Annotated in this window: 18 protein-coding genes; 6 read left to right on the top strand and 12 right to left on the bottom strand. The window is 57.2% G+C overall.

Translation table 11 applies throughout. From position 1 onward, the window contains the following. Positions 1-9 precede the first annotated feature (9 nt). Positions 10-1,668 (top strand): methyl-accepting chemotaxis protein, encoded by a 1,659-nt coding sequence (locus JWR17_RS25020; protein WP_299835856.1) that lies wholly within the window; start codon positions 10-12, stop codon positions 1,666-1,668. A 186-nt stretch (positions 1,669-1,854) separates the two neighbouring features. Further along, positions 1,855-3,336 (top strand): DUF2235 domain-containing protein, encoded by a 1,482-nt coding sequence (locus JWR17_RS25015; RefSeq protein ID WP_299835854.1) that lies wholly within the window; start codon positions 1,855-1,857, stop codon positions 3,334-3,336. A 58-nt stretch (positions 3,337-3,394) separates the two neighbouring features. Here the strand turns inward: JWR17_RS25015 and JWR17_RS25010 are convergent, their stop codons facing one another. Both JWR17_RS25010 and JWR17_RS25005 read right to left on the bottom strand, forming a co-directional pair. Next, entirely contained in the window at positions 3,395-3,634 is a 240-nt protein-coding gene (locus tag JWR17_RS25010) for a DUF2789 domain-containing protein (protein WP_299835852.1), read from the bottom strand. Between the two features lie 264 nt (positions 3,635-3,898). Then, a complete protein-coding gene (locus JWR17_RS25005) occupies positions 3,899-4,129 on the bottom strand; it encodes a hypothetical protein (protein WP_299835850.1) in 231 nt (76 codons plus the stop codon). Between the two features lie 423 nt (positions 4,130-4,552). On the opposite strand from JWR17_RS25005, the gene JWR17_RS25000 reads away from it, so the two are divergent. Then, complete coding sequence (locus JWR17_RS25000; RefSeq protein WP_299835848.1) at positions 4,553-5,020, top strand: hypothetical protein; 468 nt, start codon at positions 4,553-4,555, stop codon at positions 5,018-5,020. Between the two features lie 5 nt (positions 5,021-5,025). On the opposite strand, the gene JWR17_RS24995 is transcribed toward JWR17_RS25000, so the two are convergent. Genes JWR17_RS24995 through JWR17_RS24970 form a run of 6 tightly spaced genes read right to left on the bottom strand, consistent with a single transcriptional unit; the run spans position 5,026 to position 11,116 of the window. Then, the gene (locus tag JWR17_RS24995) at positions 5,026-5,394 is read right to left on the bottom strand and encodes a Na+/H+ antiporter subunit G (protein WP_299835846.1); all 369 of its coding nucleotides are present in this window, start codon (positions 5,392-5,394) and stop codon (positions 5,026-5,028) included. Next, a complete protein-coding gene (locus JWR17_RS24990) occupies positions 5,391-5,669 on the bottom strand; it encodes a K+/H+ antiporter subunit F (RefSeq protein WP_299835844.1) in 279 nt (92 codons plus the stop codon). Before JWR17_RS24990 ends, JWR17_RS24995 begins: the two co-directional genes overlap by 4 nt. After that, positions 5,666-6,154, bottom strand: coding sequence for a Na+/H+ antiporter subunit E (locus tag JWR17_RS24985; RefSeq protein WP_299835843.1), 489 nt, complete (start codon positions 6,152-6,154; stop codon positions 5,666-5,668). The genes JWR17_RS24990 and JWR17_RS24985 overlap by 4 nt, the downstream gene beginning before the upstream one ends. Then, positions 6,151-7,857, bottom strand: coding sequence for a monovalent cation/H+ antiporter subunit D (locus JWR17_RS24980; protein ID WP_299835841.1), 1,707 nt, complete (start codon positions 7,855-7,857; stop codon positions 6,151-6,153). The genes JWR17_RS24985 and JWR17_RS24980 overlap by 4 nt, the downstream gene beginning before the upstream one ends. Continuing rightward, positions 7,854-8,198 (bottom strand): Na+/H+ antiporter subunit C, encoded by a 345-nt coding sequence (locus JWR17_RS24975; RefSeq protein WP_299835839.1) that lies wholly within the window; start codon positions 8,196-8,198, stop codon positions 7,854-7,856. Before JWR17_RS24975 ends, JWR17_RS24980 begins: the two co-directional genes overlap by 4 nt. Next, positions 8,198-11,116: a monovalent cation/H+ antiporter subunit A gene (locus JWR17_RS24970; RefSeq protein ID WP_299835837.1), complete on the bottom strand. Its 2,919-nt coding sequence runs from the start codon at positions 11,114-11,116 to the stop codon at positions 8,198-8,200. Before JWR17_RS24970 ends, JWR17_RS24975 begins: the two co-directional genes overlap by 1 nt. A 320-nt stretch (positions 11,117-11,436) precedes the next feature. Here JWR17_RS24970 and JWR17_RS24965 point away from each other — a divergent pair, with 320 nt between their 5' ends. Both JWR17_RS24965 and JWR17_RS24960 read left to right on the top strand, forming a co-directional pair. Beyond that, the gene (locus JWR17_RS24965; RefSeq protein WP_299835835.1) at positions 11,437-12,000 is read left to right on the top strand and encodes an XRE family transcriptional regulator; all 564 of its coding nucleotides are present in this window, start codon (positions 11,437-11,439) and stop codon (positions 11,998-12,000) included. Between the two features lie 26 nt (positions 12,001-12,026). Continuing rightward, positions 12,027-13,478 carry an FAD/NAD(P)-binding protein gene (locus JWR17_RS24960; RefSeq protein WP_299835834.1) on the top strand — a complete coding sequence of 484 codons (1,452 nt, stop codon included), beginning with the start codon at positions 12,027-12,029 and terminating at the stop codon, positions 13,476-13,478. 101 nt (positions 13,479-13,579) lie between these two features. Here JWR17_RS24960 and JWR17_RS24955 read toward each other — a convergent pair whose 3' ends face one another. Both JWR17_RS24955 and soxR read right to left on the bottom strand, forming a co-directional pair. Beyond that, a complete protein-coding gene (locus tag JWR17_RS24955; protein WP_299835833.1) occupies positions 13,580-14,014 on the bottom strand; it encodes a hypothetical protein in 435 nt (144 codons plus the stop codon). 195 nt (positions 14,015-14,209) lie between these two features. Next, positions 14,210-14,671 carry a redox-sensitive transcriptional activator SoxR gene (gene soxR, locus JWR17_RS24950; protein WP_299835831.1) on the bottom strand — a complete coding sequence of 154 codons (462 nt, stop codon included), beginning with the start codon at positions 14,669-14,671 and terminating at the stop codon, positions 14,210-14,212. Between the two features lie 92 nt (positions 14,672-14,763). Here soxR and JWR17_RS24945 point away from each other — a divergent pair, with 92 nt between their 5' ends. Next, the gene (locus JWR17_RS24945; RefSeq protein WP_299835829.1) at positions 14,764-15,099 is read left to right on the top strand and encodes an antibiotic biosynthesis monooxygenase; all 336 of its coding nucleotides are present in this window, start codon (positions 14,764-14,766) and stop codon (positions 15,097-15,099) included. Between the two features lie 36 nt (positions 15,100-15,135). Here the strand turns inward: JWR17_RS24945 and JWR17_RS24940 are convergent, their stop codons facing one another. Then, complete coding sequence (locus JWR17_RS24940) at positions 15,136-16,236, bottom strand: sigma-54 dependent transcriptional regulator (protein WP_299835828.1); 1,101 nt, start codon at positions 16,234-16,236, stop codon at positions 15,136-15,138. 131 nt (positions 16,237-16,367) lie between these two features. Next, positions 16,368-16,483, bottom strand: a 116-nt coding sequence (locus tag JWR17_RS24935; protein ID WP_299835964.1) for a hypothetical protein, incomplete at its 5' end; no start/stop codon positions are given.

Raw genomic sequence — 16,483 nt, 5'->3', positions numbered from 1 at the left:
GTGAAGAACATGGCTGGAGATGGACCTCTCATAGGGACGCTGGCGTCGCAGGCCCACGCCACGAACCAGGCACCGACGCCAAACATGCAATCTGCCGTCAGCGGCTCGCGCTGGCTGATCCCTCTGCTGCAAAGCCTGATGCTGTGTCTATTGCTCCTGGCAATGGCGTTGCTCAACGTGTCTGTCTATGTTTGCCTGCCGCTGGCGCTGGTATTGATCTGGCTCCCTCGCTTACTGGCTGCGCAACCCACGTCAGTCGTGTCCTCAGACAGCGGCGCCGGTATTGCCGAATTAACCCGCGATCTGTCGTATGCCACAAGCCACAACGCGCTGTCTGCTGCGAGCGTGGCGTTTTCGGTGGGGCAACTGGCGAATAAAGTCCAGTCGCAACTGGATGCAGCAGAACAGATTGTCAGCAGTGCCGACGCAATGATCGCCACTGAGCAGGTGACCTCTCAGCTCAGCCAACAAGCGCTCAGCGCTGCCAGTGAAGCCCGACAAAGCAGCGACGCCGGACGCAACGTGTTGGCTGAATCCATTAGCCGCATGCACCAGTTGAGCGAGCGCGCCGTCAACAGTCGTGAGCTGATCGAAGCGCTCAACCAACGTAGCGCGGACATCCAGCGCGTGACACTGGTCATCCAGTCAATTGCCAGCCAAACCAATTTATTGGCCCTGAACGCTGCCATTGAAGCCGCCCGTGCGGGAGAGCATGGACGTGGTTTCGCCGTGGTCGCCGATGAGGTGCGCGGTTTGGCCGGACGTACCGCCAGCGCCACCGAGGAAGTCGGGCAGATGGTGGCGGATATCCAGCAACGCACCGGGCAGGTGGTCGAGCAGATTAGGCAGCTGTCCAGTGATCTGGACACAGGGGTGGAACACGTCGAACGTACTGGCCAGCACCTGGAAAATATCGCCCGGTTGGCAGCCGGGGTGGAAAGCCAGGTGGGCGAGATTGCCGCCGGCGCGCAAACCAATCAGCAACAACTGGGCAGCCTGTTCATCGCCGTCGAGCAAATGCGCGGCGATTTGGCCATCAGTGATGAGCAAACTCAGCAACTGGCGAAAGCGGCCGTGCAAATGGAAGGGCAGGCTGAAACCATTAGTCAGCGGTTGGCGCAAGTCGGGCTGGACGATTACCACCAGCGTATTTACGATCTGGCCCGTGAGGGTGCGCTGCAAATCAGCGCCCGATTTGAAGCGGACATTGAGCTACGAAAGGTCAGCCTTGAGGATTTGTTTGACCGTAGTTACCAACCGATACCTAAAACTTCGCCTGCCAAGTTCCAGACCCGATTTGATCGATACACCGATCAGGTGTTGCCAGCGATTCAAGAACCGTTGTTATTGCGCCACGAGGGGCTGGTTTTCGCCATCTCATGTACACCCCAGGGTTACGTGCCGACGCACAATAAACTGTTCAGCCAGCCGCTGACGGGAGACAGCAAACTCGACGCCGTGCAGAACCGCACCAAGCGCAAGTTCGATGACCGCACCGGTATCCGTTGCGGCAGCCACCAGCAGCCGATGCTGCTGCAGACCTATACCCGTGATACCGGGGAGTTGATGCATGATCTTTCGGTTCCGATCATGGTCAAGGGGCGTCATTGGGGTGGCTTGCGTTTGGGCTACAAGCCTGAAGGGCAGCCGCCACAGCGGCGTGGCTAATTGGGCTGGTTTGCACGCCATTCAAGTTACAAAGCTGCTCTAAAATCCGTCCTGTTCGTGGGAGTTTTCTGAAATGCCGTGATGTCCTTGACGTTGGATCGTGGCTGACCATGCTGGTTTAAATCAAACAGTCATTATTGATTTAAGCAGCCTGATCCTCAGCTGCATTCCACAGGCAATAACATTATGGTCTCTATTTTTAAGGTCTCAGGTGCGGCGTACGGCACTCACGTTCAACACAGAGGTGTTACGGTGCGCATTGGCCTGTTCTTCGACGGAACCGGCAACAACAGAATCAACAGCCAGATCGCAGCCGATTGCCGCGCTCAGGCGTTAATGAATAACAACGCTCATACCGGTGCTTGCGCTGGCCGCCATGCTAACTTAGCCAGCAGTTACGCCAACGATGTAACCAACATTGCACGCTTGTATGAGCTTTACGCCGTGCAACCCAGGGCCCTGGAGTCGGTACACGGCCTTAACGTCTTTGTACCCATTTATATCGCAGGTATAGGGACAACGTCTGGCAAGCCGGACTCGGTGCTGGCAGGACAGAGTTTTGGGCGCGGGATGACGGGTGTGCTCGCGAAAGTGGCGTCGGCAGTCAGGTCGCTGCGTGATGAGCTCACCGCTTTCCAGGGGAATAACCCAGGCTGTGTCATCAAAGGGCTGGAATTCGACCTGTTCGGGTTCAGTCGGGGTGCGGCGGCGGCTCGCCATTTTGCCAACGAAGTGTTGAAGCAGAACAAAGGTGATTTGGCCCCGTTGCTCAGGCTAAAAAGCATTGCATGGGCAAGCGATTTTTCCTGGGCTGCAGACAGCGTTCGAGTGAAGATGATCGGACTCTTCGACACAGTGGCAGCGATTGGAAGCGTCTCCGACCTGGGCAATGTAAGGGACGCTTTGAGTTGTAGGGTCAATATCTATCTGCCCCCCGGTTGTGCGCAGCAAGTGGTGCAATTGGTCGCCGGTGATGAACAGCGCCGCAACTTTCCATTAAACAGCGTGGCACCGGATTGGCCGCTGGAAATCGTGGTACCCGGCAGTCATTCCGATATTGGCGGTGGCTACCATTTGAACACCCGCGAAAACGTGCTGCTGACCCGACCTCGGCGCAGCGTTGTCGCCTCGGGTACGAACGTTTCTGCAACCTCTGCGTGGCAGAAAAGCCAAGCGGATCTTCAAGCGATGGACGCCTACGAATGGCTTGATCCGACGGATACCAACGCTTCATTGTTTATTGATTGCCAGGAAAACTACCCCAATGTGAGCGGCGATACGGTCGGGGTGAAGGCTGTTTTAGCGGCAGTGTGTATGAATCGCCGTGTGTATGGCCATCTCTCTCGGATATACCTGCGAGTGATGCACGCGTTGGCTGTCGATGAAGGCGTCCCGCTGGAACCCGTGCCAAACAGCCCGGCACTGGGCCTGGTGCCAGAGTTAGAGGTGATTGCAGGAAAACTGATCGCCTATGCCAAAGGAGGCCCTGATACATTGCTCGACAGTGAACGGCGCTTGTTGCGTCGACGCTATACCCATCGGTCGGCGCATTGGACCGCCCTGGTCGGCAGCGGGGCAAGTCGCAGCAAGGCGCTGTTTGTGCATGCGCCAGAGTTGGGACGAAGGGTCTTTCATCCCAACGTCCAGCCGCCGGGGTATCCAGTGTAGAGCCCGGAGTAAGGCGCTGCCGTTTATGGCAGCCTGAGCGCTGAAAACAGCGTTCGGGCTACTTTGATTCGTGCAGCAATACGTTCAGCTCGTCAACCACGGGCGCCCAGTCAGCGTCGACACGTAGCTCTTCTTTAAGAAATCTGGCTTGTTGTGGCGTCCAGAATTCGGCATCGACCAATTTGACGTCTTCAGGCAATGGCCCATGACTCTCGACAAACGCATCAATGCTGGCCTCGTCGGAATCGAGGCCCAATTGCTCAAACAAGGTTTGCAAGGTGGGTGTGGTCAGGTCCATGTCATCTCCGTGGCGGGCAAGTAACCCGTTCAATGGGCAAAGCCACGTTCAAACCGTGGCAAAGCATCAGAGGGCTTGGCTCGGCAAGAGTTCGCAATGAAAGGGTGCGGTTGTAATAACGGTAATTCGAAACCCCCTGTGCGAATTCATTAGCGAAATGCCACGAAGCGGTGTTTCAGATAGACCGAGCCGTCCGCTACCGGAGGGAATTGGATCCTCCAAGTGATTTGCGCACTGGCCGAACCATACGGGAACGCAGGCCCGTTAAACGCTAAGGGCGCCCGCGTCGACAGCCAGTTTTAGTTCTTTGGCAGATTCCTTTGCGGCAGCTGCGGCTACATCAGCGGTTTTAAACCAGCGGTCTTTTTCAACCTGGTGATAGCTAATGGCGTTTTTTCCTTCCTTGGCGCGCATTACAATCACCGCCTGGTATTCACCTTCGACTTCTCTGGATTCTCCCCAGATGAAGAATTCGCCGATATCAAATTCAGTCACTATTACCTTCCCATGGATGACGAGTTGCTACGCTATGGCGCGCGGGTGCATCGCCTGTAGTCTTGTATGTGCGCGAGTATGGCAGTTGTTGGCCGGCTCAGGCTGGGTTTAGCGATCACTATGACGAATGACAGCGTGCTAAATCAGCCGATCACCGGGCGGATACCTGCTTGTGACCTATTCTCTAGCACAACAGTTGCTGTATAGCGGACGAAAGGTATATACCCGTAGGGCGCTGCTAGCCGGTAGAATTGCGTTTTGATCCTCTGGATCACCGCTCGATATTCCTTGGCCACATGGTTCTGATTTTCTGCACAGCTGGGGCCGCTGCTGCGGAACGCTGGACCTTGTGGAACAACACCCGTGTTCTGTGGCGCCCGACACTATTGGGCGAGCTCATTTTTCAAGTTTGAGGATTCTTCATTGGCAGTCAGTAATCTGGACATGCACGCACTGTTCGTACTTGGCGATCTTCGCGCCAAGTTGGTCAAGCAATTCCAATCCCGTTTTGTTTATGTTTCCGAGCAAAACGCCGAAGGCATTTACATTGCCGAGATCGACACTGAAACCGCGCTGGTGGTGGACGACAAACCCCGCCTCGAACTCAAAGTAGGCGATCATTTTCGCGCGGCGGTATTGCCCAGCCGAGAAGGTGGAAAGTTCGAACTGAAATTTCGCGATATCAAGTTGACGGTATACGGCCTGGGCGAATACGCCTACGTCGACACCGCCGACGGCCACGGTATAGTGTTCAAGGAAGGGCAAACCGTGGTGACGGTGTTCGCCGCTCACGAACAGTTGGAAGGCGCCCTAAGTAAAACGTTGAAGGCCGTTACCGGCAAAGCCGCGAAATGGCGCAAGGGCGAGTTGACCTTCAAGGCAAGTGAATAATCTGCTTAGTTACCCCCTTCACTGCCTTCGCCACTGACCTCCGGTGGAACATCGTCGCCGGCCATTCGTTTACGAAACAGGCCGGTACGGGCCAACAACAAGGTTGTGACCGGCACGGTAATCGCCAGCAGTATCGGGATCAGCCAAGCGTGCAATACAGGGCCGGATTTTAACGCCGAGAAGTAAATGATCGAAGCCAGTGCGACCAGCCAGGCACCTAGCGTAGAGGCCAGCGCTGGCGGATGCATCCGCTGGAAGAAATCTTTCATCCTCAGCAGACCGAGGGCGCCGGTCAGGGCAAACAGGCTGCTGGCCAACAACAGCGCCGCAGTAATCACTTCGACCCAGAACGGTAATACGCTGAGGGAATTCATTCGATCACCTCGCCACGCAATAGAAACTTCGCCAACGCAAACGAACCGACGAAGCCAAATAGCGCGATCAATAACGCGGCCTCGAAATAGGTGTCGCTGGCATAACGTATGCCCAGCACGAGCATCATCAGCATGGCGAGGAGGTACAGATAGTCCAGCGCCAAGACCCGATCCTGAGCAGACGGACCGATGAACAGGCGGATCAACGTCAATAACATTGCCAATGCAAAGATGCACAGGGCAATCAGAATGGCGTCAGAGAGCAAGTCACTCATTGAAAAATCTCCATCAACGGACGTTCATAGCGCTGCTTGAAGTGCTCAATGAGTTGCGCCTCATCGTCCAGATCGAATACATGCATCAGCAGCACGCTGCGGTCCAGCGCCAGCTCTGACCAAACGGTTCCGGGCACCACGGTGCAGATCATGGACAAAGCCGCCAGGCCGTTGGCATCGTGCAAATCCAAAGGGATTTTGATGAAGGCCGGTCGCGGCGGATGCCGATGGGCATTCCATACTCTCCAGCCCACGGTCAGATTGGACCTGACGACGTCGCAGCCAACATGGAACAGCAGTTTCAAGATTACCCCGGGGTTGCGGATACGCACCGGCAAAGGCCGCAGTGGCGCGGTCAGCAAGGGGGCGATAAAGCCGAACAGCGCGCCAAGCAACAGATTGCCTGGGCTGAGAGAAAGGTTCAGCAACAGCCACAGCAGCCAAAGCGCCAACGACAACCAGGGCGCGGGGAAGAAACGCATCATGGTTGCACCTCTGCGGATAAGACAGCAGCGGCGGTGGGCTGGGGTATTGGCCGTGCAGCCATTACCGACAACACGTATTGCTGTGGGTCATGCAGCGCAGCCGCAGTGTCTTGGGTGTAGCGCAGCAGTGGCTCAGCTTTGAACGTCAGGGCAATGCACAGTCCCAACAACATCACGATGGGCAGGCATTCGTAGATGCGCAGCTGAGGAGACGGGCGATCAGCCGGGGTCCAGAAACGCGCAATGCCGACCCGGGTAAAGGTCAACAGCGACGCCAGTCCGGAAAAGATCAGCAGGCCAACCAACGCCCAACTGGTTCCGGACATGGCTTGGTCCTTGGCCACGTCCAGCCCTGACGGATTGAGTAGCGCGCTGAGCAGGGTCAGCTTGCCAATAAACCCGGACAGTGGCGGCATGCCGATGATAAGCAACGCACAGGCGATGAAACTCAGCCCCAGAAACGCTTTGGTCATGGGAATAACCTGGCCAACCACGGCCTTCTGTTGGTCATCGAGGTTGGTCCCCGGCGGCGGATGTAGCGATTCCACGCTCCGGGGCAATTGGTCGGCATCCTCTTCAAGCGGTATATCGTTGGCCGAACGCGAGCGCTCGATCAGTTCAGACAGCAAAAACAAGGCGCTCAGGGTCAGGGTCGAACTGACCAGATAGAACAGCGCCCCTGCGGTCAAACTCGGTTGTGCAAAACCGATGGCGGACAAAAGGATGCCGGCTGACACCAGGATGCTCAAACTGGCCATACGCTCAAGGCGTTGCGCGGCAAGAATGGCCACGGCCGATGTAAGGATGGTCGCCATGCCGCCGTAAATCAGCCAATCGCCACCGAAAAATGCCGACGCACCCGCTTGCCCGGAGAACAGCAGCGTCCACAGGCGCAGCAGGGTGTACACGCCGACTTTGGTCATGATGGCGAACATAGCGGCTACCGGAGCGCTGGCTGCCGAGTACGCTGGCACCAGCCAGAAATTCACCGGCCACATCCCGGCCTTGGCCAGAAACGCTGTGGCGAGAATGGCGGCACCGGCGTGCAGCAGGCCGCGATCAGCTTCTGGCACCAAGGGGATTTTCATGGCCAGGTCGGCCAGGTTCAACGTCCCGGTGACGCCGTAAATCATTGCGGCACCGATCAGGAACAAGGACGAAGCCACCAGGTTAATGGTGATGTAATGCAAGCCCGCCGAGACCCTTGCTCGCCCTGAACCATGCAGCATCAGTCCGTAGGACGCTGCCAGCAACACTTCGAAAAATACGAACAAGTTGAACAGGTCAGCGGTCAGGAACGCGCCATAAAGGCCCATTAGCTGAATTTGAAACAGGGCATGAAAGCTGGCGCCGGCCCGATCCCAACGCGCCAACGCGAAGAGCAGGGCGCAGACGCCGATGATCCCGGTCAGCACCAGCATTAGCGCGGACAGATGATCTATAACCAGCACGATGCCGAACGGGGCTTCCCAATTGCCGGGCAGATACACGCCTATTGAGCCCGTGGTGCCGTCTTTCTGCACCCACATGAACAAACAGATCGCTATTGCCAGCCCGAGCATGGTCGACAGCAGGTTGATCCGGGCTTTGAGTGGTCGGCGCTTCTCTCCCAGTATCAGCATCAGCGCAGCCGTCAGTAGCGGTAGCAAAATAGGCGCGACGATCAGTTGATTCATCAAGGTCGACGGATTCAACCAGGTCATTCGGTAGGCTCCCGGCCATCGACATGGTCGGTGCCGGTCAGACCCCGTGAAGCCAGGAGCAACACCAGAAACAGCGCGGTCATGGCGAAACTGATGACGATCGCAGTCAGTACCAGTGCCTGGGGCAACGGGTCGGTGTAACTAAGCAAATCGTGGGGAATGCCGTCCTTGATGATCGGCTCTTTGCCAATGAACAGGCTGCCCATGCTGAAGATGAACAAATTGACTCCGTACGACAACAAGCACAGGCCCATTACCACTTGAAAGGTCCGTGGTCGCAGAATCAGCCAGACCCCCGACGCAGCGAGTATCCCGATGGCGATAGCGATGACTTCTTCCATCAGACAGCTCCTTGGGTAGCAATGGGTTTGGGCAGCGATGTTGGACGATGGCTGCGCACCGATTGGTGAGCCAGTGCGGTAAGAATCAGTAAGGTCGAACCCACTACCACCGCGTACACACCGATGTCGAAAAACAAGGCACTGGCGACATGTATGTCCCCCAGCAAGGGCACATGCAGGTGTGCGGTATGGGTGGTGAGGAAGGGATAGCCCATCGCCATGGCACCCAGCCCGGTCAGGGTTGCACACAGCAGGCCGGTGCCCATCCAGCGCAACGGGCGCAGGCTCATTTTCGCCTCGACCCACTGGGTGCCAGCGACCATGTACTGCAGAATGAACGCCACCGACATCACCAACCCGGCGACGAAGCCTCCACCGGGTTGATTATGCCCGCGCATGAACAAGTACATCGACACCACGAACGCAATGGGCAGCAGCAAACGCACCAACACCGCAGGGACCATCATGAAGCCTAGTGCGGTGTCACTGGCGCTGCGTGGGTTGACCAGATCAGTCGCCACATCGCGGGCCAATTGCCGCTGCTGGGCGGGCAACGGAATGCTTTCTTTCGGTGGCCGGAAGCGTCGCAGCAAGGCAAACACAGTCAGCGCCACGGCGGTTAATACGGTAATTTCGCCCAGGGTATCGAAACCACGGAAGTCCACCAGCATAACGTTCACCACATTGGTGCCGCCGCCTTGGGGCAGGGCTCGGCTGAGGTAAAACGACGAAATCGTGTTGGGTGTCGGACGCGTCAGCATCGCGTAGGAGAGCAGCGCCATGCCGGCCCCCACCAGTCCGGACAGTAACAAGTCCCGCACGCGACGTGCCCTGGCCTGATTGACGCTGGCCGGCGACGGTGCGACGTTTTCATTACGTCTCGGCAGCCAACGCAAGCCGAGCAGGATCAATACCGTGGTGACCACCTCCACCACCAACTGCGTCAACGCCAGGTCCGGTGCCGAGAACCAGACGAACGTGATGCAGGTCATCAAGCCGCAGACACTGACCATGGTCAGCGCTGCGAGACGGTGATATTTGGCTTGCCATGCGGCGCCCAGGGCACAGGCAATCGCGATTAGCCATAACGTGACGAAGACCCCGGAGCCGGGAATTTTTGGTCGATCACCCCAGCTTAATCCGCTGTAGAAGAGTGGCGCCCCTCCGGCAACCACTGCGACCAACACCAGCAAGAACAGCTGCGCCTGCAAGCGATGGGTACTGACAAGTCTTTCGAAGCGCCGCGCCCACCGCATCATAATGACCAGCGAGCGTTCAAACAGACGTTTGCCATTTAGGCGTGACACCAGTGGCGGACCGGCAAAGCGCTCCTGTTTGAAAGAATTGCGCAATAACAGGTACAGAATGATCCCGCCGCCCATGGCCACCAGACTCATGATCATGGGGGTGTTCCAGCCGTGCCAGATAGCCAGGCTGTATTCCGGCAGCGTACCGCCGACCACCGGTTGCGCAGCTGCGGCCAATAATGGACCCACAGACAACGCCGGAAAGACCCCGACGATCAAGCAGGCAAACACCAGTAATTCCACCGGGGCGCGCATCCAGCGTGAAGGCTCGTGGGGTGTATGCGGCAGATCAGTGGCCTTCGGGCCGAAAAATACATCCACGGTAAAGCGCAGCGAGTAAGCAACGCTGAAGGCTCCCGCGATAGTCGCGATGACAGGCAAGGCCATTTCGACCCATGCCGTGGACGAAATAAAGACGGTCTCGGCGAAGAACATTTCTTTCGACAGAAAACCATTCAGTAACGGGACGCCAGCCATGGATGCGCTGGCAACCATGGCCAGCGTTGCGGTATACGGCATCATTTTGATCAGGCCGCTGAGTCGCCGGATATCCCGGGTGCCGCTCTCGTGGTCGATAATGCCTGCGGCCATGAACAGCGAGGCCTTAAAGGTGGCGTGATTGAGGATGTGGAACACCGCAGCAACGGCCGCCAACGGGCTGTTCAAACCGAGCAGCAAGGTAATCAGCCCCAAATGACTGATGGTCGAATACGCTAGCAGGCCTTTGAGGTCGGTCTGGAAAATTGCCGAGTAAGCGCCCAGCAGCAGAGTGCAGGCGCCGGCACCACTGACGATCCAGAACCATTCTTCGGTGCCCGACAGGACTGGCCAGAAGCGCGCCAGTAAAAACACGCCGGCCTTGACCATGGTCGCAGAGTGCAGATACGCCGACACCGGCGTTGGCGCTGCCATGGCGTGGGGCAGCCAGAAGTGAAACGGAAACTGGGCGCTTTTGCTCAAGGCTCCGATCAGAATGAGTGGCAGCAATATCGGGTACAGCGCATGGGCGCGAATCTGTTCCCCGGCAGCAAGGACTTTATCCAGGTCGTAGCTGCCAACGACGTGGCCCAGCAGCATGACCCCCAGCAGCAACGCCAGACCGCCGGTGCCGGTAACGACTAATGCCATGTAGGCGCCACGTCGTGCGTCGGAGCGGTGGTGCCAGTAACCGATTAACAAAAAGGAGAAGAGGCTGGTGAGCTCCCAGAAAAATACGATCTGGATCAAGTTGCCGGAGATGACCAGACCTAGCATCGCGCCCATGAACGCAAGGAAAAATGCAAAAAACCTCGGTACAGGGTCGTCGGGTGACATGTAATACCGGGCGTACAAGGACACCAGCGTACCGATGCCTAATACCAGCATTGAAAACAGCCAGGCAAAGCCGTCCATTCGCAGCGAGAAGTTCAGGCCCAGGCTGGGCAGCCATAGGAACTCCTGGTGGATAATTCCGCCGTTAGCAATTTGTGGATACCACAGCGCAACCTGGATCGCCCCAGCCAGGCTGAGAACCCCCGCCAAAATCGACTCGGCGTTACGCGCATTGTGCGGCAACAGTGCCGCGACACAGCTGCCGACAAAGGGCAGAAGCAGCAGAATTATCAGGGACATAGGCTTCTAATCTGCAAGGAAATGGCAAGGATCATACTGTGCGGGTAGTGGATCACCAACCGGCAACCTGTGGCAAGATCCTACAAGCAATGTGCGCTGCAGGAAATTGCGCCCCGTCTCCGACGCCGTGCTGTCGCACAGTAAACACGGTCATTGCAGGAGCGCCCTTGCCCGCGATCAGCTGCGCAGCAGTAGGTAATTCGGATTTCATCAGCGGCAAGTTTTAAGCTGCAAGCGTCGAGTAATGCAGTTGACGCGGCTTGAACGTGTAGCTTGCAGCTTGCAGTATCCTGCGAAGATTCAATCGAGCGAGCAATAGAGTGCACAAAGACAGTTCTCATAGAGCGCCAGTGCTGCAACACGTCAGCCAGAACGTGCGTCGTCTACGTAACGCTGCGCAGCTCAGCCAGAGCGCTCTGGCGGAAAAGTCGGGGGTGAGTCGGCGTATGCTGGTGGCCATTGAAGCCGGGGAAAAAAACGTCAGCCTGGCCACCCTTGATCGGGTCGCTGACGCGTTGAACGTGGCGTTTAGCGATCTGATCCAGGCCCCTGACGTGCGCGACCCTAGCCGAATCAACGAAGTGGCCTGGGTTGGCCTGATACCAGGCAGCAAAGCCGTGCTGCTGGCCAAGGCAGTGGCCAAGCGTGAAGTGGAATTGTGGGAGTTTTGCCTGCAACCGGGTGAAATCTATTCTTCGGAAGCTAACCCCGGGGGTTGGAGCGAGCAGGTGTATGTGATTGAGGGCTGTCTGGGTATTGTCTTGGGCGACGATATCCGGCGTATTGAAAGCGGCGAATTTTTTATGTTCCCCAGCCATCAGGCCCATACCTACCGCAATGATGGCAGCCTGATCGTGCGTTTCGTCCGTAACGTCGTGCTATGAGTTATTCATCGAAGGAACCGTATTGAATGAAGCAGTCAGGGGCAACCCTTGCATCACAACGTGAACAGGCAAACCGTGCGGTTCGTACCGCCGATATCTTGATCGTCGGCGGCGGTTTGAGTGGCAGTATGTTGGCTGTGCAGTTGCTTCGGCAGCCTGGCAAACGGCAGATTTTGATCGTTGAAACCCGCAGTGAGTTGGGCCGGGGTGAAGCCTACAGCGCCACCGAAACCGGCCACACGCTGAACGGTAATGCCGCGCGCATGAGCGTCGAGCCCGATAATTCCGACGATTTGACTCGCTGGCTGGATCATTACATCAGCGCCGGTGGCTGGCCTGAATCAGCTGAGCAGCAAGTACCCGTGGCCGAGCTGTTTCCGCCCCGGGGCGTTTTCGGTCTCTACGTGCAACAGCGATTGGCTGAGGCCCAGGCCTTGGGCGCCACCTACGGGTCAAGTCTGGAGCACGTGCGCGAAGAGGCGGTCGATCTGCAAAGCAGCGACTTCGGTGTGCGCATCACGTTGAAAGACGGTAAGCAGTTGCAAGGCAAATTTGGTGTCTTGGCCACCGGAATGTTTCCTGCCGCGCGCACACCGCAACGTGAGTCCAGCGGCCTCAATGCGGCGGCCGTTGACCCTTGGGATGTGCGCAGCATGGGCCAGCTCGACCCGCTGGCTAAAGTGTTGATCATCGGCGCGGGGCTGACCATGGTCGATGCCGTAGTGTCCCTGCAACAGGCCGGGCATCGAGGTCCGATCGAGGTGTTTTCTCGCCACGGGTTGCTGCCACATGTCCGCCGTCAACCCCCCGCGTGGGTGGATTTTCTGGCCGAGGACCATGGCATTCGCAGCACTCGGCAATTGTTGCGTAAGGTCCGCGAACAATGCCAGCAAGCCATGGCTCAAGGGATCGATTGGCAAGCGCCGCTAGACACGGTGCGTGCGCATATTGGCCGTTTGTGGAATCAAGCCAGCGATGTGCAACGTCGGCAGTTTGTACGTCACGTCAGGCCCTGGTGGGAAAGTCATCACCACCGTTCGCCGCCTTTAAGCGCGGAGTTACTGGCAAGACGGGTCAAAGAGGGGCGGCTAAGTATTCACGCCGCGTCGTATCAAGGGTTGGAAGTATTGCCAACGGGGCAGGTCCAGATACGTGTTCGGCGACGGGGTGAGGCCGAGCCGTCTTACGTCATCGGCGACGCGCTGATCAATTCCAGCGGTATTGAATACGATTGGCGTCGGGTAGACCGGCCGTTGCCTAAACAATTGTTGACCAGGGGATTGATTCGACCTGGACCCTTGGCATTGGGCATCGCCGCGCACGCCAGCGGTGCATTGCTTGACGCCCAGGGCAATGTCTCGAAACGGCTGTTCGCCATGGGACCGCCATTGCGCGGGATGTGGTGGGAAAGCACTGCGGTAACCGATGTCGCCAGCCAAGCCAAAGCGTTGGCGGAGCGACTGGTGTCACAGCGCTGACGGTTTCAGGCTTCAAGACACTCGGACAAGAAACGCCGCTCAGCGAAAACCAAGCGGCGTAACGTTCGCGGTGCGGTTCAGTCCGTAACGGACTTCAGCGCTTAGCGGATGCTGTCGATGCTGCCTTTGTTGCCGGTAACCTTGACGTTGACCTTCTTGAAGATGAAGTAATCTTCAACGTTCACTTCGTAGCGTGGCGCGACGATCAGGTCGGAACCGGAGCTTTTTACCGCTTTGTACGCAGCGGCTGCTTTAACGGCGGAGATTGGGTCAGGCAAACCGATCGCAGAACCGCCAGCGCCGCCGTAGGTAACGCCGTCAGCGAACTGAGTGTCGCCGCCAACGCTCAACCAGCCAAACAGGATGTTGGTGGACGATTCGCCGGAGATTTGCTCGCCGACTTTTACGTTCGCTTTCAAGTCGGCGGTGACCGAACCCGAGATTGGGGCGGTCGGCTGGCTCATGTTATAGCTTACGCAACCGCTGGTCGTGGCGATCAACGTGGCAACGGCGGCAGCAAGGTATAATTTTTTCATTCGAGAGTAACTCCTGATTGGTTTTGCTTGGCAGAAAAGCCGGCGCAACCATAACGGGAGCTATTCAATAAAGATGTCAGGCGCTTCCCGCACTGTGTAAGGACGCCTAACCGTTTGTTGTAGGTTATTTCCTAGTAAATTTAATGGTCGGCGTTTTTTCCCGCCGATGCTGGGTAATACCGCCGTAACACGCACTTATTCCCGGTCGAGCAATTGCGCTCCCGGACCCTGCTTGCCGAGCACATCGGCCCAATTTCGCAGCGGACAGGCCTCCATCGACAGGCAGCCGCAGCCGATGCACCCCGACAATTGGTCACGCAGAGCGGTCATTGTGTTAATTCGCTGGTCCAGATCGGCTTTCCATTGTGCAGAAAGGTTGTTCCAGTCTGCGGCGCTGGGAGCGGTGCCGTGGGGCAGGGTTTGCAGGGCCGCATGAATGGTTGCAAGCGGAATACCGAGGCGCTGGGCAACCTTAATGATGGCGACCCGACGCAATACTTCACGCGGATAGCGACGATGGTTTCCCTCATTGCGATGGCTGCAAATCAGCCCTTTTGATTCATAGAAATGCAACGTAGTAACGGCCACGCCGCTGCGGGCAGCCAGTTGTCCGACAGTCATTTCATGCTGAAGCTTAGGTGTGTCGCAGGTATTCATGGTTGATTTCACTTGACCTCTAGTTAACTAGAGGTTTTACCCTTCAAGGCCTCGGATCGCAAGGTCCGACCCAAGATCAGTGGAGAACCTTCATGGCAATACATGACAGCAGTCGGCGTTTTAGTCAGCTAGTAGAGTTTGCAGTTGAGCCTCATCATCAGACCGGTCTGGTGGCAGCGCTGGCTGAACAGGCCGAACGTTTCACCCAGATTTATCCAGGGTTTATCAGTGCCAGTGTGCAGGCCAGTGAGGACGGGTATCGAGTGCTTAATTACGTTCAATGGCGTTCCAGGGAAGCCTGCGAATTAGCCTGCCGCGCTGTTGGCAAAGATGAATTGGACATCACCGATTTGATCAAGCGGTATCAGGCCAGGTCGGTCACGTTTGGCACATTCCATCTGATGCACCTGATCGAAAGCCATCTATAGGGTTTTGATCCAACCCTTGAGCGCTGAGCGTTGGCGCTAGATCGACAACTGCAGAAAACGCTCTTCTTGAGCGCGTTCGCCTGTTCGACGTTTATTGACCGCCAGCTCGCCGATTTTAATCAGCCGAGTGCGGATAATGTTACGGCTTAAACCCAGCAAGTTGGCGGTGTGTACCTGATTGAAATGGCTGAAGCGGTAGGCGGCTCGCAATAACGTGTCTTCAACCTTTTCATGCAGGGCGCCTGCCTGCTCTTCAAACAACACCTGGAACGCTCGGGCCAGCAGAGCATCGGCAGATTCGTCGAGGGCAACGCTGTCTTCCTGCCGTTCGATACGCATGTTTGACAGGCGCAGGTCGTCGCGTTGGATAACCCCATCGCGGCAGACGAGCAACGTGTGGTGAATGACATTTTCCAGCTCGCGAATGTTGCCCGGCCAGCTGTAGGTTTTGAGTTTCTGTTCGGCCTCCGGGCTAATCGTAATCTGGCCATAGCCCAGGCGCCGGCTATAGACGTCGATGAAATGTCGGGTCAACGGCAGGATATCGCCAGGTCGCTCGCGTAATGGACTTAGCTCGAGGCTGACGACGTCCAGCCGGTAATACAAATCTTCCCGAAAGTGTCCGGCGTTAATCGCTCGTTCCAATTGCACGTTGGTTGCGGCCAGTATCCGCACATCAATGGCTGTGCTTTTGCGCGAACCCAGGCGCACCACCTCGCGCTCCTGCAGTACCCGCAGTAACTTGACCTGGATCGGCATGGGTAAATCGCCGATCTCGTCCAGAAACAAGGTGCCGCCATCGGCCTCTTCAAACCAGCCAGCCTTGGCGCTCAAGGCCCCGGTAAAGGCACCTTTTTCATGACCGAACAGCTCCGCCTCCACCAGCGATTCAGAAAACGCGCCGCAGTTGACGGCCAGGAATGGACGATCACGTCGTGCGCTGAGGTTATGAATATGCCGCGCCACCAGCTCTTTGCCGGTGCCGGTTTCGCCGATGATCAGCACACTGGCTTCACTGGGCGCGACCTGTTGCACATGCGCCAACAGGGCACGGGATTTGGGATCTTCGAACACTTGAGCTGTGGCCCGGATCGAAGTCGCCAGCGCGGGCGATGGAGGTAAGGTCAGAAGCTGCATAAGCATCACTTTTAGTTGGAGATCGCGCATTTCTGTAGGAGCCAACGTGTTGGCGAGACATCGTGCCTGGTACACAGCGTCAAACCGCTCGCCAACACGTTGGCTCCTACAGGGGGGCATGGCCAGCAACCTCAGGCTTTAGCCTTGGTGGGCAACAAGTCATTGGCGATCATCTCGCCAAACGGTCCGGTCAGGTTGGTGATGCCGTGCCCGGCCAGGCTGGCGTAGGGCTCCGGCAGCAGCGGGA

The sequence above is a fragment of the Pseudomonas sp. genome (assembly GCF_028293835.1).
GTDB lineage: Bacteria > Pseudomonadota > Gammaproteobacteria > Pseudomonadales > Pseudomonadaceae > Aquipseudomonas.
This window is presented reverse-complemented; position numbering and strand designations above follow the sequence as displayed.

Coding starts and splice junctions, on each gene's coding strand:
- JWR17_RS24940 (WP_299835828.1), bottom strand. CDS start 16,236: ATGCAGCTTCTGACCTTACCTCCATCGCCCGCGCTGGCGACTTCGATC.
- JWR17_RS24985 (WP_299835843.1), bottom strand. CDS start 6,154: ATGATGCGTTTCTTCCCCGCGCCCTGGTTGTCGTTGGCGCTTTGGCTG.
- JWR17_RS24990 (WP_299835844.1), bottom strand. CDS start 5,669: ATGAGTGACTTGCTCTCTGACGCCATTCTGATTGCCCTGTGCATCTTT.
- JWR17_RS24945 (WP_299835829.1), top strand. CDS start 14,764: ATGGCAATACATGACAGCAGTCGGCGTTTTAGTCAGCTAGTAGAGTTT.
- JWR17_RS25010 (WP_299835852.1), bottom strand. CDS start 3,634: ATGGACCTGACCACACCCACCTTGCAAACCTTGTTTGAGCAATTGGGC.
- JWR17_RS25015 (WP_299835854.1), top strand. CDS start 1,855: ATGGTCTCTATTTTTAAGGTCTCAGGTGCGGCGTACGGCACTCACGTT.
- JWR17_RS25020 (WP_299835856.1), top strand. CDS start 10: ATGGCTGGAGATGGACCTCTCATAGGGACGCTGGCGTCGCAGGCCCAC.
- soxR (WP_299835831.1), bottom strand. CDS start 14,671: ATGAATACCTGCGACACACCTAAGCTTCAGCATGAAATGACTGTCGGA.
- JWR17_RS24960 (WP_299835834.1), top strand. CDS start 12,027: ATGAAGCAGTCAGGGGCAACCCTTGCATCACAACGTGAACAGGCAAAC.
- JWR17_RS24955 (WP_299835833.1), bottom strand. CDS start 14,014: ATGAAAAAATTATACCTTGCTGCCGCCGTTGCCACGTTGATCGCCACG.
- JWR17_RS24970 (WP_299835837.1), bottom strand. CDS start 11,116: ATGTCCCTGATAATTCTGCTGCTTCTGCCCTTTGTCGGCAGCTGTGTC.
- JWR17_RS24980 (WP_299835841.1), bottom strand. CDS start 7,857: ATGACCTGGTTGAATCCGTCGACCTTGATGAATCAACTGATCGTCGCG.
- JWR17_RS24995 (WP_299835846.1), bottom strand. CDS start 5,394: ATGAATTCCCTCAGCGTATTACCGTTCTGGGTCGAAGTGATTACTGCG.
- JWR17_RS24975 (WP_299835839.1), bottom strand. CDS start 8,198: ATGGAAGAAGTCATCGCTATCGCCATCGGGATACTCGCTGCGTCGGGG.